This is a genomic window from Archangium violaceum Cb vi76 (assembly GCF_000733295.1).
Classification (GTDB): domain Bacteria; phylum Myxococcota; class Myxococcia; order Myxococcales; family Myxococcaceae; genus Archangium; species Archangium violaceum.
This window is the reverse complement of the sequence record NZ_JPMI01000389.1, coordinates 19,817-42,799: the sequence shown is the minus strand read 5'-3', so window position 1 is coordinate 42,799 and position 22,983 is coordinate 19,817. Positions and strand designations below refer to the sequence as shown.

The 22,983-nt window shown below is 68.9% G+C and carries 17 protein-coding genes; 4 read left to right on the top strand and 13 right to left on the bottom strand.

Annotated features, from left to right (window positions below):
* Window positions 1-148 precede the first annotated feature (148 nt).
* The 4 genes from Q664_RS47655 to Q664_RS53755 form a co-directional block, all read right to left on the bottom strand.
* Complete coding sequence (locus tag Q664_RS47655) at window positions 149-1,828, bottom strand: FAD-dependent monooxygenase (RefSeq protein WP_043412933.1); 1,680 nt, start codon at window positions 1,826-1,828, stop codon at window positions 149-151.
* A gap of 65 nt (window positions 1,829-1,893) precedes the next feature.
* The gene (locus tag Q664_RS47650) at window positions 1,894-2,970 is read right to left on the bottom strand and encodes a dipeptide epimerase (protein WP_043412931.1); all 1,077 of its coding nucleotides are present in this window, start codon (window positions 2,968-2,970) and stop codon (window positions 1,894-1,896) included.
* A gap of 17 nt (window positions 2,971-2,987) precedes the next feature.
* Entirely contained in the window at window positions 2,988-3,740 is a 753-nt protein-coding gene (locus tag Q664_RS47645) for an ABC transporter permease (RefSeq protein WP_043412929.1), read from the bottom strand.
* Window positions 3,727-4,719, bottom strand: coding sequence for an ABC transporter ATP-binding protein (locus tag Q664_RS53755; protein WP_052519604.1), 993 nt, complete (start codon window positions 4,717-4,719; stop codon window positions 3,727-3,729). Before Q664_RS53755 ends, Q664_RS47645 begins: the two co-directional genes overlap by 14 nt.
* Before the next feature lie 32 nt (window positions 4,720-4,751).
* On the opposite strand from Q664_RS53755, the gene Q664_RS53750 reads away from it, so the two are divergent.
* Genes Q664_RS53750 through Q664_RS53745 form a run of 3 tightly spaced genes read left to right on the top strand, consistent with a single transcriptional unit; the run spans window position 4,752 to window position 6,298 of the window.
* Entirely contained in the window at window positions 4,752-5,183 is a 432-nt protein-coding gene (locus Q664_RS53750) for a cereblon family protein (RefSeq protein ID WP_052519603.1), read from the top strand.
* A 54-nt stretch (window positions 5,184-5,237) separates the two neighbouring features.
* A complete protein-coding gene (locus Q664_RS62505) occupies window positions 5,238-5,825 on the top strand; it encodes a hypothetical protein (protein WP_084610951.1) in 588 nt (195 codons plus the stop codon).
* A gap of 29 nt (window positions 5,826-5,854) precedes the next feature.
* Window positions 5,855-6,298 carry a DUF4304 domain-containing protein gene (locus Q664_RS53745; protein ID WP_052519602.1) on the top strand — a complete coding sequence of 148 codons (444 nt, stop codon included), beginning with the start codon at window positions 5,855-5,857 and terminating at the stop codon, window positions 6,296-6,298.
* A gap of 809 nt (window positions 6,299-7,107) precedes the next feature.
* On the opposite strand, the gene larC is transcribed toward Q664_RS53745, so the two are convergent.
* From larC to pulA, 3 genes are all read right to left on the bottom strand, one after another.
* A complete protein-coding gene (larC, locus tag Q664_RS47625) occupies window positions 7,108-8,280 on the bottom strand; it encodes a nickel pincer cofactor biosynthesis protein LarC (RefSeq protein ID WP_043412926.1) in 1,173 nt (390 codons plus the stop codon).
* Window positions 8,281-8,363: 83 nt separating this feature from the next.
* Complete coding sequence (larB, locus tag Q664_RS47620; protein WP_043412923.1) at window positions 8,364-9,116, bottom strand: nickel pincer cofactor biosynthesis protein LarB; 753 nt, start codon at window positions 9,114-9,116, stop codon at window positions 8,364-8,366.
* Window positions 9,117-9,231: 115 nt separating this feature from the next.
* On the bottom strand, window positions 9,232-12,678 hold the full coding sequence (gene pulA, locus Q664_RS47615; protein WP_052519601.1) for a pullulanase-type alpha-1,6-glucosidase: 3,447 nt from the start codon (window positions 12,676-12,678) through the stop codon (window positions 9,232-9,234).
* A gap of 158 nt (window positions 12,679-12,836) precedes the next feature.
* On the opposite strand from pulA, the gene Q664_RS47610 reads away from it, so the two are divergent.
* The gene (locus Q664_RS47610) at window positions 12,837-14,501 is read left to right on the top strand and encodes an alpha-amylase family glycosyl hydrolase (protein ID WP_043412921.1); all 1,665 of its coding nucleotides are present in this window, start codon (window positions 12,837-12,839) and stop codon (window positions 14,499-14,501) included.
* On the opposite strand, the gene Q664_RS47605 is transcribed toward Q664_RS47610, so the two are convergent.
* From Q664_RS47605 to Q664_RS47580, 6 genes are all read right to left on the bottom strand, one after another.
* The gene (locus tag Q664_RS47605) at window positions 14,427-15,452 is read right to left on the bottom strand and encodes a glucodextranase DOMON-like domain-containing protein (RefSeq protein ID WP_043412919.1); all 1,026 of its coding nucleotides are present in this window, start codon (window positions 15,450-15,452) and stop codon (window positions 14,427-14,429) included. The genes Q664_RS47610 and Q664_RS47605 overlap by 75 nt on opposite strands.
* 87 nt (window positions 15,453-15,539) lie before the next feature.
* On the bottom strand, window positions 15,540-17,777 hold the full coding sequence (locus tag Q664_RS47600; RefSeq protein WP_043412916.1) for a hypothetical protein: 2,238 nt from the start codon (window positions 17,775-17,777) through the stop codon (window positions 15,540-15,542).
* A 119-nt stretch (window positions 17,778-17,896) separates the two neighbouring features.
* A complete protein-coding gene (locus Q664_RS47595; protein WP_052519600.1) occupies window positions 17,897-18,757 on the bottom strand; it encodes a glucodextranase DOMON-like domain-containing protein in 861 nt (286 codons plus the stop codon).
* 42 nt (window positions 18,758-18,799) lie between these two features.
* Window positions 18,800-19,678: a sugar ABC transporter permease gene (locus Q664_RS47590; protein ID WP_043412914.1), complete on the bottom strand. Its 879-nt coding sequence runs from the start codon at window positions 19,676-19,678 to the stop codon at window positions 18,800-18,802.
* Window positions 19,678-21,732 (bottom strand): carbohydrate ABC transporter permease, encoded by a 2,055-nt coding sequence (locus Q664_RS47585; protein WP_235217162.1) that lies wholly within the window; start codon window positions 21,730-21,732, stop codon window positions 19,678-19,680. The genes Q664_RS47590 and Q664_RS47585 overlap by 1 nt, the downstream gene beginning before the upstream one ends.
* An 8-nt stretch (window positions 21,733-21,740) precedes the next feature.
* Window positions 21,741-22,964, bottom strand: a complete 1,224-nt coding sequence (locus tag Q664_RS47580; RefSeq protein WP_052519599.1) for an extracellular solute-binding protein — start codon at window positions 22,962-22,964, stop codon at window positions 21,741-21,743.
* Window positions 22,965-22,983: the final 19 nt, after the last annotated feature.

The window sequence follows — 22,983 nt, the reverse complement described above, 5'->3', positions numbered from 1 at the left end:
GCGGTGTCATACCTGAATGCAATCAGGTCCATTCCGCTTGTCACCGGTGACAAGTGAAACCCGCCGAATCGGCGGCAACACCGGACTTTTGTGCCCCTGGCGGCAGGAAGACCCTCACCCCAGCCCTCTCCCAGAGGGAGAGGGTGTCTCAGCTCGCGACGCGCTTCTCTCCACCCGCTCCGGGTGGACCCATCCGCCGGGCGAGTTCCGCTTCCAGCCGCTTCGGCTCGATGGGCCTCTCCCGGTGCCCCACATACCCGTCCGGCCGGACCAGGTAGAAGCACTCCGCCCCCGCCCCGAAACGTCGATGCAGCGCCCCCTCCCCATCGGCCAGCACGAAGGGCCCCGGCTCTCCCTCCCCCGCCACCACCACGCGCGCCCTCAGCAGCGGCCCATACGCCTCCTCCAACCGCCTCGCGAGCGCCACCAGCCCGCTCCGCGCCTTCGCCTCGGGCTTCAGCCCGGTGAACAGCAGCAGCGTGTGCTGGGGGCCGCGCAGTACCTCGTGCAGGCGCTCGACCCCCTCCCCCTTCACCGGCAGCTCCGGCACGCGCTCCCCGGGCGCGGGGCCCTCCTCCAACCGCACACCGCCCACCTCCTCGCCCCAGATGCGCTCGGTGGACAGCGGGCTGCGCCTGTAATGGATGGCGAGCTGCGAGACGAAACGCGCCATGAGCCGCTGGGTGTAGGAGCCCCCCAGCAGTCTCTTCGCCACCCGGGGCACCACGTACGTCCGCAGCAACCGGGAAGGGGTCCCTCCCTGTGCCATGAGGCCGAAGAGCCGATCCGTCCCCCTCAACAACATCTGCCCCACCGGATGGCGCTCCAGCTCGTAGGTGTCGAGCAGCGACTCCGGCGCACGCCCCTTGTTCACGAGCGCCAGCTTCCAGGCGAGGTTGTACGCATCCTGGATGCCCGTGTTCATCCCCTGCCCTCCCGCCGGACTGTGGATGTGCGCCGCGTCCCCCGCGAGGAACACCCGGCCCTGCCGGTAGCGAGGCGCGCCCCGGCGGTGCAGCCGGTAGCGCGTCATCCAGCGAGGCTCGCTCACACGCACCGGCACGTTCGACATGCGCTCCAGGATGCGCTGCATCTCCTCCAGCGTGAGGGGCGTCGTCTCGTCGCCCTCCGGAAGCATGTCCCTCGGCATGACGCAGAACAGCCGGTAGCGGTACTCCCCCGGCATGGGGAAGGCCCCCACCACACCGTGCATGGACGGCATGAGGACCAGCTCACCCTGCCCCAGCGGCCACTCCACGCGCACGTCCGCCAGCACGCACGCGTCGTCATACGTCTCGCCCTCGAAGGGGATGCCCGCCCCCTTGCGCACCCGGCTGCGCGCGCCATCGCACCCCAACAGCCAACGCGCCTTCACCCGCTCCACTCCACCACCGGCCCGCTTCAGCGTGGCCTCCACGCCGTCCGCGTCCTGCCGGAAGTCCTCCAACGCCAGGCCCCGCTCCACCTTCACCCCCAACGTGTCCAGGTGTTCGGCGAGCAGCGCCTCGGTGGCGTCCTGCGGCAACATGAAGATGAAGGGGAAGCGCGTCTCCAACCACGAGAAGGCCTGCATGGGCACCCGCGTGTGCACGCCTCCCGCGCCCACCACGTTGAAGGCCTCGGTCTTGCGCCCCCGCGCGAGCGCCTGCTCGGCGATGCCGAAGTCATCGAAGACCTCGAGCGTGCGCGCCTGCACCGCCAACGCGCGCGACAGCACCGAGGGCGCCTCGAGTTGCTCTACCACCCGGCACCGCAGGCCATGCCGCACCAGCTCCGAGGCCATCGTCAGGCCCGTGGGCCCGGCTCCCACCACGAGTGCGTCCAACATGCCGTCTCCCCCTGCCCGGCTCACACCGCCGGTGTGAGCCACCCTGGCACAGGAGCCCGGCGCGCTCAATCCAGGTCCACGCCGTGGCCCGCCTGGACGTGGCCGATGTCCACCCGCCCGTCCCGCATGCGCAGGCCACCGCGGAAGGAGTGCTCGCGGATGAAGAGGTGCGTGTCCAGGTCCGCGTAGTCGAAGCCGCCCAACCCGGCGGCGAAGTGCGCCGCGCTGCTCATGGCCAGGGTGCTCTCCACCATGCCCCCCATCATCAGCTCCATGCCCGAGGCACGCGCCAGGTTCCACATGGCCAGCGACTCCACCACGCCACTCTTCATCAACTTGAGGTTGATGCCGTGCGCCCCCCCCTCGCGCGCCAGGCGCAGCACGTCCTTGGCCGAGCGCGCCGACTCGTCCGCGCAGATGGGCACCCGGGACGAGCGCGTCAGCTCCGCCATGCCCTCCCAGTCCTCGCGCGGCACCGGCTGCTCGAAGAGCGCCAGCGGCACGCCCTCGGCCTCCAGCCCCGCGAGGAAGGTCCGCGACTGCGCCACCGTGTAGCCCCCGTTGGCGTCCGCGAACAGCCGCGCGCCGGGCGCCTCGCGGCGGATGATGACCATGCGCCGCACGTCCTCCTCCGCCGACAGCGCCCCCACCTTCACCTTGATGGTGCGGATGCCCCTCGCGATGATCGCCCGGGCCGAGGACGCCGCGTGCGCCTCGTCACCCGCCGTCACCGTCATGTCGATGTCCAGCCCCGTGCCCGCCCCGCCGAAGAAGGCGAACAGCGGCATCCGGTGGTGCCGGCCCAGCGCGTCCAGCAGCGCCAGCTCCAGGCCACAACGCGCCGAGGGTGCTCCCGGCAGGGCCTCGCCCAGCAGCGCCGCGAGCGGACGCCAGCCGCGCGCGTCCTTCCCGAGCACCGCCTGACGCACGGAGTGGAGCGCCTCGAGCGTGCTCGCCTGCGTCTCGCCCGACACCGCCGTGAGGGGCGCGGACTCGCCCAGGCCCACCGTGCCGTCCGCCAGCGTCAGCCGGATGAGCACGTTGCTCGCCATGGTGGGCGCCCCGGTCGCGATGGCGAAGGGCTCGGTGAGCGCGAGATCCAACGGCTCGAAGTTCAGGTCGGTGATGAGGGTGGGGAGCATGGGCTTCCAGGGGGGATTCAACGCAGCAGGCGCTCGAAGGTGACCACCTTCATGGCCACGAAGGTGGCGGCCCCAGACCCTACCGCGAACAGCGCCGCGAGCAGTAGCGAGGAGAGATAGGGGCCCGGCACCACCAGCGTGACGACGAAGCAGACGAGGATGGTGGGGCCGATCAGCAGCCCGTTGATGTTGTTGGCCGTGCGGAAGTCACGCGCCAGCAGGCTGACGAGCAGCGCGCTGGTGGTGGAGAAGGTCAGCGACGTCAGCAGCACCGCCAGCAGGGCCAGCACGTAACCGGGCGAGCCGATGCCCAGCCCGAGGATGAGCACGGCGTCCACGGAGAAGAGCACCAGCGTGACGAGCGAGGCCAGCGCGAGCAGGGCCAGCAGCTTGGCGAGCAATATCTGCCCCACGCGCACGGGCAGCGCCACGAGCAACTCGAGCGTGCGGGACTCGCGCTCGGTGATGAGGATGTAGCTGGCCGTCACCGAGGGCACGATGAGCCCGCCGAGCGCGATGAAGGGGACCATCATGGCCCGCATCATCGCCACGGGATCGTCCACGAGCTCCCGCATCCCCGGGGGCAGCGTCACACCGGGAGGGAGGTTCACCGGCTTCGCGGCCCCCGTCTTCATCCCGAGCATCTGCAGCCCCGGGACGATGACCAGCAGGATGATGGGCAACAGCAGCGCCGTGAGCATCGCGCCGCGGCTGCGCACCAACTGGCGCCACTCCTTGCGGAAGAGGATGCGCACCTCACGCGCGAGCATCGTTCGCCCCCACCACATCCAGGAAGAGGTCCTCGAGGCTCGGCGTCACGACGCGGCACTCGTACACGTCCAGCCCCGCGCCGAGCAGGTGGCGCAGCAACCCGGGCGCCTGGGCCGCCGCGTCCGCCACATGCACGAGCACCGCCTCCGCCTCGTGCGTGAACGCGAGGCCCTGTCCCGTGAGTGCCTCGGCCAGCCGCTCGGGGCCCTGGGTGGCGCGCAGCACGAGCACGGGTTGGATGCGCTGGCGCAGCGTGGCGATGCGCTCGTGCAGCAGCACCTTGCCCTGACGGAGGATGACCGCGCTCTCGCAGAGCGCCTCGGCCTCGGCCAGGTTGTGCGTGCACAACAGCACCGTGCGGCCGGGCATCACCTTGCGCAGGAAGGTATGCACCTCGCGCGTGGCCACCGGATCCAACCCCACGGTGGGCTCGTCCAGCAGCAGCACCTCCGGCGAGGAGACGAGCGCGGCGGCCATGGACAACCGGCGCTGCATGCCGCCGGACAACTCCGCCATCCGCCGCGTGCGGAAGGGCGCCAGGCCAAAGGCCTCCACCACCTCGGGGATGTTCCCGCTGCCGTACAGGTCGCGCACCAGTTGGAGGAAGTCATCCACCGTGAGGTCCCGGTACATGCCCGGGGACTGGGGGACGATGCCCACGCGCCGCTTGGCCTGGAGGAAGCCGGGGTCCTCGACGCCGAGCCCGAAGAGGCTCACCCGGCCGGACGAGGGCCGCAGTGCGCCGGTGAGCAGGCGGATGAGGGTCGTCTTCCCCGCGCCATTGGGGCCGAGCAGGCACGCCCGCTCCCCGGGCGAAATCCGGAAGCTCACCTGGTCGAGCGCCTGGACGCCGCCGGGGTACACCTTGGTGACGCTGGAGACCTCCAGCGGTACGTGCTCGTTGGGCGCCAGGCGACCGTCCTCCCACTCACGGCGGACATACCACGCGGGCCCGGCCTTGCATCCCGCCCCGGGCATGGGCAAGAGCAGTCGAGGAGACTCACCGCGTCATGAATCCGTTCCCCTGGCCACGACAGCCTCCCGGAGCACGGTGGCTCAAGAAGGACAGCCCCGCCACTCCCGCCGAGGCCACGCCCGCCCGCCAGGCCGAGGACACGACGGAGACCCGTGAACCGGAGACGCCGCTGTGCTGCGCGCGCTGCGGCCACGTCATCACCCGCGAGCGGGACCGCACCACCGTCAACGGCCGCTCCACACACACCCGCGTCAATCCATCCGGGTTCGTCTTCCACTTCGGTTGCTTCGCGCGGGCCGAGGGTTGTCTCGTCGCCGGCCCGCCCACCGCCGAGGCGAGCTGGTTCCCCGGCTTCGTCTGGCAGTACGCCCTGTGCGCCGAATGCAAGACGCACCTGGGCTGGGCCTTCCATGGCGAGAGCGACTTCCTCGGCCTGGTGCTGGACAGACTCACCGCGCCGAACTGAGCGCCGCCAGCGTCCAGAGCGAATGCCGTTCCATCTCTGTACGATGCCCGCCCCATGAGAACAGAGCACAAACGAACAACGCCCCTCCCCAGGCCCACACACAGCTCGGAACTCATTGAGTCCAAGCACTCGAGATGGGCTCAGCGAGGTTTTCTGCCAACGGCACTCCTGCTCTTGTGTGCCGTCATGCTTGGAGGGCAGGGTCCATGGACCCACGGCGCTCTGCCACCGCTGCAATCAGACCCTGCTCCCACTGGAATACGCTGGGCTGGCAGGCCAAAAGCCGCGAAGAAGGCGGCGGCCCCCGTCACCACGAAAAGCGTCGAATCCCTCGATGAGTCTTCTGCCCGAACAGCCAGGAAGACCGGGGGAGAGACCGAGGCGACGAAGCGTGGGCGGCAGGTGCATACCGACTGGCAGCCGGGAGAGGGGTATGAAAAGGAAGTGCGGCTGCCGAGCGGTCGTCGTGCCGATGCCGTGAACGCCGAGAAGAAAGACGTCAAAGAGCTCAAGCCCAACAACCCTCGCGCCATCAAGCGTGGCGAGAAGCAGGTGGAGACGTATCGGCGCGAGTTGAAAGAATGGCGAGGAGGGGAATGGACAGGCCAGGTCGAGACCTACGAACCAGGTGAGAAGAAATGAAGGCAGCCTCCTCTCCAGTCCGGACAGCGATGGCCCACGAGCTGCGCGGAGCAGGTTTCAAGGCGCGTGGCACGAGTTGGTACAAACATGCGCCGGACTCCCTGCTGGTGGTCAACCTGCAGAAGTCGCTTTATGGGCCCCAGTACTACATCAACCTCGCGGCATGGGTGAAGCAGTTGGGAGAGGCCGAGGCTCCCAAGGAGCACCAATGCCATATCCGTGTGCGCGCGACGTCCCTGCCTACCTCCAATGCGGAAGCGTTGGGGCATGCCCTGAATCTCGAAGATGAGTCCATGGATACGAAGCAGCGCGAGTCCTTCATCGCCCGCTTCATGCGAGAGGACGCCATTCCGTTCCTGCAGTCCCTGGGGACCTGGGAGGGTATCCGCGCGGCGGTGAATGGCGGGAAGTTGAAGAAGGGGCTGATCTACAAAGAGGTCCAAGCCCTGCTGCAAACTCCCGCCTCTCCATAAGGACCGGAGAGGAGGTGCCTGACACCTGCGAGGCACCTCCTCGGAAAGCGACTACCCGCGGACCCGCACCGCGAAACCGCAGGAGTCATGCATGTTGCGGACACGTGCGGACACGCCCACCCGCTGCAGCGCGGCTGCGGCGATTCGCATGTGCCGATGGGGAACCTTGAGGACCTTCTGCGGAGCGCCACTTTCCGCAAGACGCTCGGCGGCACGCATCAACCGCACGAAGTCGCCCGAGGTTTCCACTTCAGTTGCCCAGACGCCATCTCGAGAGAGCGCGTCCAGACGGCTTCCGCTGGGGAGGCGAACCTCGACCTGGCCCCCAGGCCCTGCCGAGCGCCACTTCGTCTGACGGTGAGCCCACGATTCCGCCATGCAGTTCCATCCTTTCGATCAGCGATGCACCACGCACCGCCAGCGAGCGGAACCTATGCAGGAGGTCCGACACGAAGCTCCCGAGGCGGTTCATGGCGCCCCCCGGAGCTCGTCACAACCTCTCTGGTCTCACGAAGACGAACAACCACCGCGGCCCAAAACCACCATGATTTCAAAAGGTTGAGAGTAACCCCCTACATCTGAAGAAGAGCTCGGTAGCGAATCACATGAGGGGCGGCCTCAACAGTTCCGCGCCCACCCGCTCTCCTTCAGAAAGGAGGTACCTCAATGGATCCCGTGACGAAGAAGCTGCTCATTCACTGGGGACTCGGCGGCGGCTCCGCATTGCTGAGCTTCCTCTGGAACGTCTACAAGCTGTACACCACCCGGCCGTAATCACGCATGGAGGGAGGGCTGGAGGTTCAACCGCCTCACCGCCCTGAGCCGAGCGCCGCCAGTGCCGCCGCCATCACCTGCTTGAGCGGCACTCCGGCGGCCTCGGCCACCTTGCGGCAGTCCTCGAACTCGGGGTGGGCGTTGAGCACCACGCCGTTGCGCAGGCCGCGCTTCACCCGCACCTTGCCCCACGGCGTCTCCACCTCCACCCAGTCGCGCTCCAGCGCCGTGCGCTCCACCGCGTAGGAGCGCACCCCGAGCGTGGTGGACTCGCGCATCAGCGTGTCCACCACCGTCTCCTTCTTGCCCCCTTCCACCAGCACGCTCAGCACGTGCCCCGGCCTCGCCTTCTTCATCGTCGCCGGCACCACCCAGGCGTCCAGCGCGCCCTTCCCGAGCACGTACTCCAGCAGGTACCCGAGCAGCTGCGGTGTGCTGTCGTCCAGGTTGGCCTCCACCACCCAGAGGCCCTCGGCCCGTGCCTCCGCCCGGCCCATGGCCGCGCGCAGCACGTTGGGCCTGTCCTTGAAGTCCTTCGTCCCCACCCCGTAGCCGATGCGCTCCACGATGAAGTCCGGCGGCGGCTGGCCGATGCGCGCCAGCACCTTCAGCAGCGCCGCCCCCGTCGGCGTCGTCAGCTCGCCCACGCCCTCGAAGCGCACCGGCACGTCCCGGAGCAACTCCAGCGTCGCCGGCACCGGAATGGGCATGTTCCCGTGCGCCACCCGGATGGTTCCGCTCCCCAGCGGCGGCGGCGCCGCGTACACCTCCGGGTCTCCCAGCAGATCCAACACCACCGCCGCCCCGCAGATGTCCACGATGGAGTCCACCGCCCCCACCTCGTGGAAGTGGATGGCGTCGATGGACACCCCGTGCACCTTCGCCTCGGCCTCGCCAATGGCCCGGAACACCGCCAGCGCCCGCTCCTTCGCCCGCGGTGACAGCGTGTCCGCCGCCTCGATGAGCTGGCGGATGTCCGCGTACGCCCGGTGTGGGTGCGCCTCGCGCTCGTCCAGCACCACGTCCAGGTGCGTGCCGCTGATGGCATGCCGCACCGCCCGGCTCACCGCCAGCCTCCAGCCCGGCACCTTCAGCCCGCTCAGCGCCCGGGCAATGGCCTCCGGCGTCACGCCGAGGTCCACCCCCGCCGCCAGGAACATGTCCCCCGCGATGCCGCCCACTGGCTCCAGGTAGAGAATCTTGCGCACGGTTGGTTCTCCCACGGGGCCCGGATACCCTCACCCCGTCCCTCTCCCGGGGGGAGAGGGGATATTCGCTCAGGTTTGTTGGCTCAGCGCTGGCCCTTGGTGCGCGAGATGAGCGCCGCGTAGAAGCCGCCTCCGAAGCCGTTGTCGATGTTCATCGTCGCCACGTTGGAGGCGCACGAGTTCACCATCGTCAGCAGCGCGGACACGCCCCCGAAGTTGGCCCCGTAGCCCACCGAAGTGGGCACCGCCACCACCGGAATGCCCACCAGCCCGCCCACCACACTCGCCAACGCCCCTTCCATGCCCGCCACCACCACCACCGCGTGCGCGTCCTGAATCTCCTCGCGCCGCCGCAGCAGCCGGTGGAGGCCCGCCACCCCCACGTCGTATACGCGCTTCACCGTGGCCCCCATGGCCTCCGCGGTGATGGCCGCTTCCTCCGCCACGGGAAGGTCGCCCGTCCCCGCCGTCATCACCGCCACCTTCCCCGCCTTCTGCTTGCCCTGCTTCAGGTGGAAGATGCGCGCCAACGGGTGGTACTCGCCCTTGGGGAAGGCGGCCACGAGCGCCTCGGCCTTGTCCGGCTGCAGCCGCGTCACCAGCACCGTCTGCTTGCGCTCCACCAACTTGCCGACAATCCCCAGCACCTGCTCCGCCGTCTTCGGCTCGCCGAGCACCACCTCGGGAAAGCCGAAGCGCAGGCTTCGGTGGGTGTCCACGGTGGCATAGCCGAGCTCGGCGAACGGGAGGTCCTTGAGCTGGCCCACGGCGTCATCCACCGAGACCTTGCCGCCCTTCACCTGCTCGAGCAGTCGGGTAAGCGTCTTCTCATCCATGCCCGCCCCTCTACCCCACTGTGCGCGGCGGTGGAATCACGAGCGCACGGAACCAGGCCACGGGGGCCCGGCTCGAGCGAGCCAGGCCCCTGTGTCCCTGGGGTACTCCTACGGCCTACGCCCGGGCCTGGCGGCGCCGCGACCGCAGCACCCCGCCGAGCAGCATCGCCAGGGTGGCGAAGGCACCGCCGCTCGAGCCCGAGCAGCCGCAGCCCTGCGTGTCACCCTTGCTCGGGGTGTTCACGAACACCGCCGTGGTCCGGGCCGGCACGGTGAACACGCCCTGGGCCTCCTCGAAACCGGCCTCCTGGAGGCGCGCGTCACGCGAGCCCTTCTGCACCGGGTGCAGCTGCATCTTCTTGTCCTTGTACGAGGACAGGGGGAACGCCTGCTTCTCGTTGCTGGCGTTGAAGAGCACCACCACGCGGGTGCGGCCATCCTCGGCCTGCTCGTCGTTGAGCTCCATCACGATGAGGCCGGGGACCTGGCCCGGGCCCTCGTTGTGGAAGCGCAGCTTGGACTGGATGTCCTCGGCGGTGCGCTGGCGGAAGGCCGCGGTGCTCTTGCGGATGCGCAGCATCTCGTGGAAGTGGTCCAACGCCGAGACGATGTGCTCCTGGGACGGCTTGAGCGCCGGGTTGGCGAGCAGCGGGCCCATGGTGGGCCAGTGAGTCGAGTTGTCGCCGGCCGGCGGCAGGCCCACTCCCCAGTTGTTGGACGCGTAGGTGAAGTCGAGCTTGTTGAACCAGTCGCCCGAGTTGTAGCTGTTGCGGTCCAGCGACTTGGAGCGGAGCATCTCGTCACCCGCGTGGATGAAGGGAATGCCCTGGGCCAGCAGCACCAGGTCCAGCGCGAGGTTGTGCATGCGCACGCGCTCCTCGATGCTCGCCCCCGGAGCGGCCTTCAGCTGGATGGCGTCGAACAGCGTCTCGTTGTCGTGCGCCGAGACGTAGGTGATGACCTCCTGCGGGTCCATCGTGTAGCCGGCCGGCTGCCCGTTGTAGTCCACCTCCGAGCCCTTCACGGTCGCGCCCGCCTTGTTGACGTGCTGGAAGTCACGCAGGTTGCCGGCCAGGCCCACGCGAATCTGGTCCGCGTAGTGCAGCAGCTTGCCGCGCGTGTCCTCGGTGTCCTGGGGCGTACCGTTGGGGTCGTGGAAGAGGCCGCTGGCGAAACCCTGGTTCTGCAGGCCGCTGAAGGGGCCACCGCCGCGCACGGCGTCACGCAGGCGGTCGCTGAACGTGCCGATGCCCGTGCCCGCCATGTTCAGCTGCGTCGCGTTCACGCCGCGCTGGCCACCGGACACCTCGCCGAAGTCCCAGCCCTCGCCGTACAGGTAGATCTTCGAGCCATCCACCCCGTCCTTCTCCAGGGTGAGCGCGTCGAGGGCCTCGCGCACCTTCACCATGTTGGACTTCATGTGGTGGCCCATCAGGTCGAAGCGGAAGCCATCCACCTTGTAGTACTTCGCCCAGGTGACGATCGAGTCCACCATGAGCTTCTCGAACATGGCGTGCTCGGAGGCCGTGTTCTGGCAGCAGGTGCTCGTCTCGACGTTGCCGGTGTCCTTGCCGAGGCGGTGGTAGTAGCCGGGGACGATGCGGTCCAGCACCGAGCGCGAGTCCTGGCCCGAGGAGTTGGTGTGGTTGTAGACCACGTCCATCACCACGCGCAGGCCGGTCTCGGAGAGGCCCTTCACCATCTGGCGGAACTCGAGGATGCGGGCGCCGCCGTTGGGGTCCACCGCGTAGCTGCCCTCGGGCACGGTGTAGTGGTACGGGTCATAACCCCAGTTGAAGCCGTCCGCGTCGCGCACCGCGTCCACCGCGGCCTGCTGCTCCTGGGAGTCCGGAGGCAGGGAGACGAGGTCCCCCGCGGGCACGAGCTGATCCGCGCGGCTCTCGTTGATGGTGGCGATGTCGAACACGGGCAGCAGGTGCACGTGCGTCATGCCGGAGCCGGCCAGCCGCGCCAGGTGCTTCATGCCGTTGGAGCTCTTCTCGGCGAAGGCGGCGAAGGTGCCGCGCTTCTCCGCGGGCACGGTGCTGTCGTTGATGCTGAAGTCCCGCACGTGCAGCTCGTAGAGGACGATGTCCTCGGGCGCGTTCAGGAGGGGCTTCTTCAGCGTGCCCCAGCCCGTGGGCGCGAGCGCCGGGTCCTCCAGGTCCACGAGCTGGCTGCGCGTGCTGTTGAGCGCCAGGCTCAGCGAGTACGGATCCGTCACCAGGTTCTTCACCACCTTCTTCTCGGAGCGGACGAACACCTCCACCTCGTAGAGGTAGAACTTGTCCTTCCAGTCCGCCGCGCCGGTGACGCTCCAGACGCCCGTGTTGGCGTCATGCGACAGGTCCGCCACGTGGCTGGCGGTGGCCGCGTCCGCGGAGTCGAACACGTGCAGCCGCACGGAGCGCGCGGTGGGGGCCCAGAGGCGCAGGGTGGGCACACCGCCGCTCCACGTGCTGCCCAGCGGCCCGTTGTAGGTGTACAGCGCGTCCAGCACGCCCGGCATCTGCACCGAGGTGGCGTCCACCAGCTTGCCGTCCTTGTCCGCCAGCGAGAGGGCCAGCTGGCCCTGGAGCAGCTCGGGCACCTTCGACAGCTCCGCCGCGGGAATCCTCAGCGCCTTGTGCGTGGCGAGGTGCGGGAACTTCGCCTTGAGCTCGGCGCTCGGGCCGGCGGGGTCCACCTCGAGGGAGATGGACTGCCCACCCTCGATGCCCGTGGAGCTCAACACCATGGCGCCCGTGGCGTCGTAGTGCAGCTCGAGCCGCGGGGACTCGGGGAGCTCCGACGGCGCCCACAGCAGCGTGTCCTTCGTCACCCAGTGCGCGCGGGCCAGGTTGATGTCACCCGAGGGCGCGCTGTGCACCTTGACTGTCGGAACGAGGGTGTCCGCGTTGAACTGGAAGGTCACCAGGGAGCCCCCCTCCGGCACGCTGAAGGCGACGTCGCTGCCCGGGTAGGCGGTGTCCCAGCCCTCGTTGAGGGCCACCTTGAACGCATACCCGCCCGCGGGGATCGTCGCGGAGTAGACGTAGATGCCATCCCCATCCGGGTCCTGCATCATCGAGCGCAGGCACGACGGCGCCCAGTCACCAGGACATCCCACCTCACTCTGGAAGCTGCCCGCGACGGTGGCGATGACGGCCTTGGGCGTGCTGGACGGACGGCTCGTCGCCCAGTGGCTCTTCGTGTCGAAGTAGAACTTCACGCTGCCCGCCGAGGCGAGCGTCAGGGAGATCTCCGGCCCGTCGAGCGCGGCGCCCGCGCCGTAGATGCCGCCCGTGCCGCCGTCGATGGCCACGCGGTAGGTGTGGGTGCCCGCGGGCAGGTTGAAGGACTTCTGGAAGACGTCGTCCTCGGCCTCGTACGTCAGGTCCGTCGCGGCGCACGCCGCATCGCCATCGGCGCTGCAGCCGAGCTCGGACTGGAAGCTGCCCACGAGCGTGACGCGCGAGGGCTCGGCGGCCGAGGCCACCGTGCTCGACGACAGCAGGCCGAGCAGGCCGAGGGACAGGGGCCGGACCCATACCGGGAGCCGGGAAATGACAGCGAATCGCATCAGCACACCTTTCCTGGAGGCACGGGCCGGCCCTTTCGGGGGGCGAGCCAGTCCGCACCATCGGGTCTTGAGGAAGTGGGAGAAGCCTAGCAGAGCCCTGGCCCCTTCACCCGCGGCGGCTGGCCGGGATCACCGGGGCGCTGCTAAACCAGGGCGCCATGCCGCTCCCGCGCCCCCTCCGCTTCCTCCCCGCCTTGACAGTGCTGGCCTGTGCCCCGCAACCGCCCTCCACCGGCACCCCGCAGGCGCGGCCTCCCGTGGAGCTCGCCGCGCCCGCGGGCGACGAGTGGTACCGGCACGCCGTCTTCTACGAAATCTTCGTGCGCAGCTTCCAGGACTCCAACGGCGACGGCAAAGGCGATCTGCCCGGCCTCATCTCCCGCCTGGACTACCTCAACGACGGGGACCCGGGCACCACCACGGACCTGGGCGTGGACGCGCTGTGGCTGATGCCGGTGTTCGACTCGCCCAGCTACCACGGCTACGACGTGGTGGACTACGAGCGCATCCACCCGGACTACGGCACCGTGGAGGACTTCGAGCGGCTGTGCGCCGAGGCCCACCGCCGCGGCATGCGCGTCATCCTGGACCTGGTCCTCAACCACAGCAGCTCGCAGCACCCGTGGTTCGTGGAGTCCGCGTCCTCGCGCACCTCGGCGAAGCGGGACTGGTACCAGTGGAGCGACACGGACCCGGGCTGGAGGCAGCCGTGGGATCTCTTCTCCAAGGGCGCCACCTGGCACGAGCGCAACGGCGCGTACTACTACGGCGTCTTCTGGGGCGGCATGCCGGACCTCAACCTGAAGACGCCCGCGGTGCGCGAGGAGGTCAAACGCATCGCCTCCTTCTGGCTGGGCAAGGGCGCGGATGGCTTCCGGCTGGACGCGGCGCGCTACCTCATCGAAACCGGCGGTGGACTGTCGGGCCAGGCCGACACGCCGGAGACGCACGCCTTCTGGAAGGAGCTGGCCGCCCACGTGCGCAGCGTGAAGCCGGACGCGGTGCTGGTGGGGGAGAACTGGACCACCACCCCCCTCATCGCCACCTACTACGGCTCCACGGCCCGGGTGCCCGGCGGGGACGAGCTGCCGCTCAACTTCAACTTCCCCCTGGCCGAGGAGCTGCTCGAGGCGGCCCGGACGGGGGACGCGGCGGACGTCACCGTGAAGCTGGCGGAGATGCGCAGCCACTACCCCGCGGGCGTGGCGGACGCGCCCTTCCTCACCAACCATGACCAGGTGCGCGTGGCCACGCAGCTGGGCGGCAAGGCCGGGAGCCTGGCCACCGCCGCCTCGCTGCTGCTCACCCTGCCCGGCTCGCCCTTCCTCTACTACGGCGAGGAGCTGGGCATGGCCAACGGCACCACCCCCAACGACGAGGCCAAGCGCACCCCCATGGCCTGGGACGCCAGCGCGGGCGCCGGCTTCACCACCGGCACGCCCTGGTTCTCCTTCTCCCCGGGCGCCGAGCACACCCATGTGGCCGCGCAGGTGAACACCCCGGGCTCGCTCCTCTCGCGCTACCGCGAGCTCATCCGCGCCCGCCACGCCTCACCCGCCCTGGAGCGCGGTGGCCTCAAGCTGCTCACGCCCACCCAGGGCCGCGCCCCCACGCTCGCCTTCCTGCGCACGGTGGGAGACGAGCGGGTGCTCGTGGTGCACAACCTCGCGGATGTCGCGCTGACGGCGGGCCCCTTCGAGCTGGAGGGCGACTCCTCCGAGGTGCTCTTCGCGGACCCGTCCGTGGGCTCACCGCTGCGGAACGGAGGGGGCTGGAGCGTCACCCTGCCCGGCCGTTCCACCGGCATCTGGCGCCTGCGGTAGGCCGGGCGAGGCCGGCACCACCGCTGGCCAGGGGCGCGCCTGGAGCCCGAGCACCTCCTGCTGTCGCACGCCCTCGGGCACCAGCAGGTCCACCACCGGCGACTGGTTCGTGCCGCCCAGGCGCCCCCCGCCAAAACGCTCGTGCGAGGTGCCCGGACCGATGCCGAGCACCATCAACCCCCGCTGGGCCGGAGCCGTCACCGCGCCCAGGATGGCGGGCAGCTCCACCCGGCGCTCCAACGTGGCCCCGGTGACCGCCACCGCGTAGCCCCACGTGGGCCGCGCCTGGCCACCGAGGAAGGACTCCGGGACGAAGAAGGACACCGTGGGGCCCGAGACGCGCACCCGGGTGGGAAAGAAGACGCTCCGCTCGATGCGCTGCTCCACCTGCGTCTCCAGCGCCCGCGCCGTCGACTCACTCACCTCGCCCTGCTGCCGCTGCAACTCCGCCAGGGCCTCCTGCCGCCACAGCGCGCGCAGCACGTCACGCGCCTCGTAGGGACGCGGGGTGAGGAGGATGACCTTCTCCCACGCACTGCCCGGCGCGAGCGTGAGGTAGCGGCCGGGGAGCGTGTCCGTCCGGCCCGAGCCCTCCTGTCCGTCCTCGTCCACGTAGACGTCCAGGTTGAAGGTGTAGAAGCCGAAGCGGGCCATGTCCGCCAGCGTGGTCCCCGCCGCGTCCATCGTCCGCCGCGCGGGCACGGGAATGGGACGGGCGAAGGCCGCCTCGAAGCGGGTGCCTCCGCTCTCCGCGTACGCGCGGAAGGACAGCACATCCATGGAGCCCGGTCCCATGTCCTGGCGCAGCGGGTAGCGCAGCTCCCCATCCCCATGGTCATCCCCACGCGGGTCCTCCAGGGAGAAGAGCCGCGTGTCACCACGCGTGCCACGGCAGGCGCTGGCACACGTGGCCAGCAACAGGAGCAGGAAGAGACGGCGGAGCGGCACCATACGCGGGGACCTCGGAGCGGGAAAAAAGCGAGGGGCCCGGCGGGCGTCACCGCGCACCGGGCCCCCCTCGGACTGCCTTGGAAACGGTTAGAACTGCGCCTTCATGAACGCCTTGAGACGCACCTGCTCGAAGTTGCGCGTCACCAGCGGGTTCCACCCGTTGTTGCGGTTACGGAAGCCCAGCGAGCCCACCTCGACGCCAAAGTCCCGGGCGGTCGCCTCGTCGGCCGTCGTGGGCACGAAGCCCGTGCCGTAGTCCGGCGTGAAGGTGCCGAAGAGGTACTGGCCCTCGAGACCGAACTCCACACCGGCCAGGATGTACTTGGCCTTCAGGGACACCAGGTTCTTGTCGTGCTTGCCCGACACCATCTGGTGCAGGTTGTAGGACTGGAAGGCCGTGTTGCCGTCCTGCAGGTCCGCCAGGAACTTGGTGTAGCTCAGCGACGCGTACAGGTCGTCCGTCAGCTGGTAGCCGGCGCCGAGGTTGAAGCTGGTGTAGTTCAGCACGCGATCGTCATCGGAGATGTCGTCGAAGGGCTTCCACTGGTAGCCCGTCACGCCATCCTGGGTGATGGTTCCCGGGTTCCGGTAGAGGGTATCCGCGGTGGAGAGCGGGTTGCCGTTGGCGTCCGTGCCGTAGAAGCGCTTGTTGCCGGCGCAGGCCACGCCGCCGCCCGGGCAGTCCCCGTCCTGGTAGGGCAGGTACTTGCTGTCGTTCAGGCGCTTGTCGTTGTCGTGGATGTACTTCACCTTGCCGAACACGTCGATGCCGCGGCCCAGGTCGAGCACGTAGCGGGCCTTGGCCACCAGGATGTGCGTCTGCTTCTCCTGGAAGGGCTGATAGGCGCTGCGGAAGTTGTGCAGCACGCCCGAGTCCAGCTCGGCGCCCGGGTACTGGGTGTTGTCCAGGGCGCGGGAGTCGTTCCCCCAGGCCTGCCAGTTCTGGTTGTAGGTGATGTAGGAGTACTCACCGGCGATATCCAGCGCGCCGTTGCTGTACACCGGGTTGAACGTCACGCCCTTCCAGCCGATGGCCGTCTCGGCCATGGGCTCGTCGAAGTCGGTGAACTCGTTGTCCACGTTGATGGTGGCCAACTGCTGGGCCTCGCTCGTCCAACCGCCGTAGCCGATGACGGAGGGGTTGCCCGCGAAGACGCCGTACTTGGCGTTGTTGGGGCCAGGGAAGGCGAAGGTGGCGTCGTGGCCCTCGGTGAGCAGCACGTCCGACTCGCGGCGGGAGGCCATGATGGCCATGTAGTCCGCGCCGATGCTGAACGCCTGCACGTTGAGCGACAGGCCGATCTCCAGCGGATCGTTCAGCGTGGCGTCCACCCGCCAGGTGTTGTCCTCGTGCTTGCCCGCCATGGTGGGCGAGTAGCCGTTGAGGCCGAAGCTGCTGTGCACGAAGGCGGGGTTGTTGTCCGGGCTGGTCCCGAAGCGGTTGCTCGACTCCGCGTGCATGTACGAGCGGTAGAAGGCGCCGCGCACGTCCAGCACGGAGCCCAGGTGGAAGCCGGCCTTCACACCGCCCACGCCGTTGCGGAAGCGCGGGTAGAGATCCCTGCCGTTGTCCGGGTTGAGGTCCCCGGCGTTGAGCTCGTTGTCGATGGCGTACTGGAAGATGCCGCCGACGTCGAACATGTCATTGAGGGTGTACTTGCCCTGGAAGACGTAGGAGGCGTCCGTGGTGTGGAACGCGCCCGTGCTGTAGTTGGGGCCGGCCCAGAGGCGGGGAAGCGAGATGCCGGCCACGTCGTACGTCAGCTTGCGATCGAACGCCGAGCCCTGGACGAGCACGCCGGAGGCGTTGTCGCGGTCGATGTAGCGGACGCGGCCGACGACGAACGGATCGAACTGACCGAAGTCATTGGCGCCAATGGTGGCCGCGTCGATGAGGTAGCCCGGCGTCAGGGTGACGGCGACGCCACGCAGCTTGATGTACTGATTGGAGCGCGGATCGAACTCGCCGCAGTTGCCAGCGACACAGTCGTTGGTGACCTTGCCGAAACCACCGAAGTTCGACCAGAAGTTCTGGCTGAAGCGGCTGTGGATGCGGCCACGCACCTCGACGGCGCTGGACAGCCGCGCGTTGAGCAGCAGCTCGAGCTCGGTGCCGATACCGTTCTCGCCCGCGCCCTCACCCGGGATGGTGGTGAAGTTGAACATCGCGCCCTGGGAGCGCGAGTTGCCGTACAGCCACTTGGTGTAGGTGGTACCGCCAATCTGGAGCCTGGGACCCTCCTGGGCGAGCGAGGCGGTAGCGGGCAGCAGGGTGGCAGCGGCGGTCAGGGCGAATGCGCCCTTCCGCAGGGACTTCGTCTTCATGGGTGATTCCCCTCCGTTAGGCAGCCGAACCGGGAAGCGGGGGCTTCCCGGCCGCCGGCGCGGACGGCTCATCACCGTCCGCTCGAGCATCCGGCGGAAATGCGTGAACCTGGGTAGGACTACTTCTGCTCCGGAGCCGGAGCCGGGGCGGGAGCGGGAGCGGCCTTGGCCGTGCCACCCACCATCGTCAGCGTGGCCGGCTTCTTCGCCGCGCCATCCTCGGCGCACTCGTAGCTGAGCATGTCGTGCTGGGCCTTCACCTCGGACGCCTCGCCCTTGCCCTCGCCGGCGAGCACGTCGATGGCGTGCGGGTCACAGTCGTTGTCGTTGCCGCCGCCGAAGCGGTGCTGGCCCTCGTACTCGTTCACCTTGCGGGTGAGCAGATCACCGCCCGCGGGGAAGCCCTCGTTGGACTGCACCACCACCTGGAAGCCCCACTGAGAGGGGTCCCCCTCGAGGCCCTCCAGGTCCACGGTGGCGTTGATCTTCCGGCCCGAGCCCTTGGTGCGGGTGGGGACGATGATGTTGTCCTTGAGGGCGCTGGCCTTGTTGCCCACCTCGGCCTTCACGCGGCCGGAGTTCTGCGGGGAGATGATGATGACCTTCTCCCAGGCGTTGTGGGGGGCGAACTTCACGTTGAGGCCCGGGGGAGCGTCGGTGGAGCCGCTGCCCTCCTTGCCGTCCGTGTCGATGAAGATGAAGGCCATCTGCACGGAGAAGCCGCTGCCCATCTTCCAGGGGTCCTCGAGCGTGGTGTTGAAGCCCAGGGTGACGTCGGCCTTCTTGCCCTTCTTCTCGAAGGTGAAGTCCGTCAGGTCGAACGAGCCGCGCTTGTACACGGAGTCGGTCGGGTACTTGTAGGCGCCGGGACCGTTGTCGTCACCGGTGGGGTCCTTGAAGGACACCTTGTCCGCGGCGAGGGCGGGGGCGCCCAGGAGGGCGGCGGCCAGCGAGAGCACTGCGAGACGCGAGGTCTTCATTGCATTCTCCGGGTTGAGGGAACTGCGCTGAGGGACTGCGGACTACCCCTTGACGCTGCCGGCGGTGAGGCCGGAGACGAGGTACTTCTGGAGGAAGAGGAAGAGGACCACCACCGGGATGGACACGATGATGGAGCCGGCGGCGAAGTAGCCCCACTGCTGCGAGAAGCCGCCCACGAAGAAGCGCAAGCCCACCGGCGCCGTGTACATGGTCTCCTGGTCCATGAAGGTGGCGGCGAGGATGAACTCGTTCCACGCCGTCATGAAGGAGAAAAGCGCGGTGACGGCCACCGCGGGCCTGGCCAGCGGCAGGATGATGGTCCAGAAGATCTTCCCCGCCGAGGCGCCCTCCATGACGGCCGCCTCCTCCAGCTCCTTCGGAATGGTGTCGAAGTAGCCCTTGAGCATCCACACGCTGAAGGGGATGGAGGTGGTGGCGTAGACGATGATGAGGCCGAAGCGCGAGCTGCCCAGGCCCAGCCACTGCACGAGGATGATGTAGAGGGGGATGAGCATCAGCGTGCCCGGGAACATCTGGGACACGAGGAAGGCCATCATGCCGGCGCGCTGGCCGGCGAACTTGAAGCGGCTGAAGGCGTAGGCGGCGGTGCAGGCCAGGAAGACGCCCACCACCGTGGTGCCCAGCGCGATGATGGCACTGTTGAGCATCCACTGGGCGAAGGGTTGATCCGTCATCACCGAGCTGAAGTTGGAGAAGGACAGCGTCTCCGGCCACGGCGTGACGGCCCGGACGCGGTCCATCACCGACGGCGCCTCGGGGAGCGTGGTGATGGCCAGGCTCTGCTTGCCCGAGAGGGCGATCGTGATGACCCAGAGGATGGGGTAGAGGGTGAAGAGGGTGAAGAGCACCAGCAGCACGTGCAGCGGCCAGTGGGGAACCCCTTCGCGGCGCGAGAACATCAGGCGGCCTCCGTGGCGCGGGACACGCGATTCTGCACCACGCTGTAGAGCAGCAGGATGCCGAAGATGACGGTGGAGTACGCCGCCGCGTAGCCGTAGCGGTAGCGCTGGAAGGCGTACTTGTACGCCTGGGTGACGAGGATTTCCGTCGAGTTGCTCGGCTCGCCCTCCGTCACCAGGAAGATGACGTTGAACTGGTTGAACGTCCACACCACCGACAGGATGATGGCCGGGACGAGCGCGGGCTTGAGCGCGGGCAGCGTAATCGCGGTGAACTGCTGCCAGCGCGAGGCGCCGTCCACGCGGGCGGCCTCGTAGAGCTCGGCGGGGATGGAGGTGAGCGCGCCGAGCGACACCACCATCATGAAGGGGAAGCTCAACCAGCCGTTGGTGGCGAGCACCGTGAGGAAGGAGCTGACGGGGGTGTCGTACCAGGCGAGCCCCTGGCCGCCGAACATGCGGATGACATGGTTCACCACGCCGAACTGCTGGTGGAACATGCCCTTCCAGATGAGGGCGGTGATGTAGTTGGGCATGGCCCACGGCAGGATGAGCAGCACGCGGTACACCGGGCGCAGCGCCAGCCCCTGCACGTTGAGGATGAGGGCGAGCACCAGGCCCACCGTCACGCCGATGGTGACGTTGGTGACCGTCCACACCACGGTGAAGAAGAGCGTGTAATAGAAGTTGAGGTAGTTGAAGACGATGGAGCCGTCCTGCGCCCTCTTGGCGATGCTGAAGTCGCCGAGAATCTCCACGTAGTTGCGCAGGCCCACCCAGATGTCGGTGATCGACTGCCCCGTGTTGTAGAGGTTGGAGTCGGTGAAGGACAGGGTGATGCCGTAGAAGAACGGGAAGAAGACGAGCACCACCATGCCCACCATCGCCGGGGCGATGTAGGCGTACGCGGTGCGGTGCTCCACCACCGTCTCCACCGTGCGGGCCAGGCCGCCCATGCCGATGAAGAGCAGCACGGCGAGCGCCAGCGCGCCCAGGCCACCCAGGGCCCGGCTCGCGCCCGAGCGCAGCTCGGCGACGCGCGCCGCCACCGCCGCCTCGTTCACCGCGCCCGCGGGCGTGACGAGTCCGAGCGGACGGCGGAATTGATCCGCGTCCCAGTTGCCGGGCTGGAGCGCCGGCTCGGCGGCGAGCTGCCGCTCGGCCATCACCGCCTGGGCGCGCTCGGACATGGCGCGCAGTTGCCCGGCCACGAGCGTCTGCGTCTCACGCACCTGGGCGTCCAGCATGCCCAGTGAATACGAGGCGTAGCCGCCCACGCCGGCCACGAGCGCCACCACCGAGGCGATGACGAGCAGGCCCTGCTTGCGCACCACGAAGGAAGCGCCCGCGCACAGCGCCAGCGGCAGCAGCAGCCACATCGCCAGCGCGCCCTTGCTGGGGACGAGCGGTGCCTTCAGCGGGGGCGTGGCCAGCTCCACCAGGCCCACCACGGAGCCGTCCACCTCCACCGGAGCGCTCAGCAGACGCCCGCCGTTGGGCAGCGCCTCGGCTTCCACCTCCAGCTTGCGCGCGGTGCCCTCCTCGCGGTTGGTCTCCACCGCGGCGCGCAGCCGCTGGCCACGGTCGTAGAGGGGCTTCTCCTCGCGCGACAGCCGGCGCGGCGCCGCGCGGTCGTCCTTGTCCTCGGGGAAGGTGGAGGCCTCGAGCTGGATGCCCGAGAAGGCGATGACCCGCACCGCGCTGCCCGCCGGGAGCTGCTGCTGCCAGGCGGACACCACGGCGCGGACGGAATCACCCTTGCCCCCCGCGCGCTGGACGAGGTCCTCCAGCGCACGCAGGGACACGAAGGCCTGACGGTCCGCGCGCTCGGTGGCGACGGTCTCCAGGGCCTTGGCCAGCAGCCCCTGGGCGAGCACGAGGGACAGGCCGAGGGCGAGGGACAGCCCCACCAGCACCCGCATGCGGCGCGGTGCATGGCCCTGGGCACCCCCGGGGGGAGTGCCCGCGTGGTGAAGGGCATCGGTGGCACCGCGCCCGGAGGACGCGGGGGCGGCGGACTCACCGCCGGAACGCTGGGGGGCCGTCGTGCTCACTCAGTGCCTCACTTCTTGCGCAGACCGGCCACGTCCTTGGCCACGGCCTTCTGGGCCACGTCCAGGGCGGCCTTGGGGGTGGAAGCCTTCTTGAGGATGCCGTTCATCGCCGAGGTGGCCGGCGACCAGACCATCGTCATCTCCGGCACGTTGGGCATGGGCACCGCCACCTCCACCTGGTCGCGGAACGCCTTGAGCTGCGCGTCGCCGGCGATCTTCGGGTCCGAGTACACGCCCTGGTTGGCGGGGCTCTGGCGGCCCTCCAGCGCGAGCACCTTGGCGGCGGCGGAGTCGGTGAGGAACTTCGCCACCTCGAAGGCGGCGTCCTTGTTCTGCGACGGAGCGGAGATGTACACGCCCTCCACCGTCATCCACGGGCGCATGGGCTTGCCACCGGCCTCGTCCAGGGTGGGCAGCGGCGCGAGGCCGTAGTCCACGCTCTTGGCGATCTCCCCGAGGAACCAGGGGCCGGAGAACACCATGGCCGCCTTGCCCTCGTTGAAGAGCGAGGTGATGAGCGCGCTGGAGGGCTCGGCGGGCAGGATGCCGTCCTTCTCCGCCCACTTCATCATCAGCTCCACGGACTTCACGTTCTGCGGCGAGTTGAGCGTGGGCGTGGTGCCCGGGCCGAACACGCCGCCGCCGAAGCCGTTCATCAGCGCCGAGTGGTAGTAGAAGTCGCCGTACGAGTAGGCCAGCCCGAAGCGGCCCGCCTTCTTGTCGGTGAGCTTCTTGGCCATCGTCACCAGCTCGCCGCTCGTCTTGGGCGGCACGGGCACGAGCTTCTTGTTGTAGATGAGCGTGACGACCTTGTAGTTGAGCGGCAGGCCGTAGACGGTGCCGCGGTAGGTCATCGCCTCCATCGTGGTGGGGATGAAGCGCTTGCGGACGGCGTCATCCAGGTAGAAGTCGATGGGCTCCACCGTGTTGCCGGCCTCGATCCACCCCCCCAGACGGTCCTGGGCGAAGATGAAGAGGTCCGGGCCCTTGCCGCGCGGCACCGTGGCGGAAATCTTGTCCGCGTAGGCGTCATACGGCACGGCCAGCGGCTTCACCACGATGCCCTTGTTGGCGTCGTTGAACTGCTTGAGCACCTTCTCCAGCGCGGCCTTCTCCTCGGCGCGGTAGCCGTGCCACAGGACGAGCTCCTTGGGCTGGGCGGAGGCGGGCGTGGACAGCAGGCCGAGGGCACACAGGGCCATGGCCGCGATCATCAGTCGCAGGTTCTTCATGTCGGGAGCTCCTGAGGGG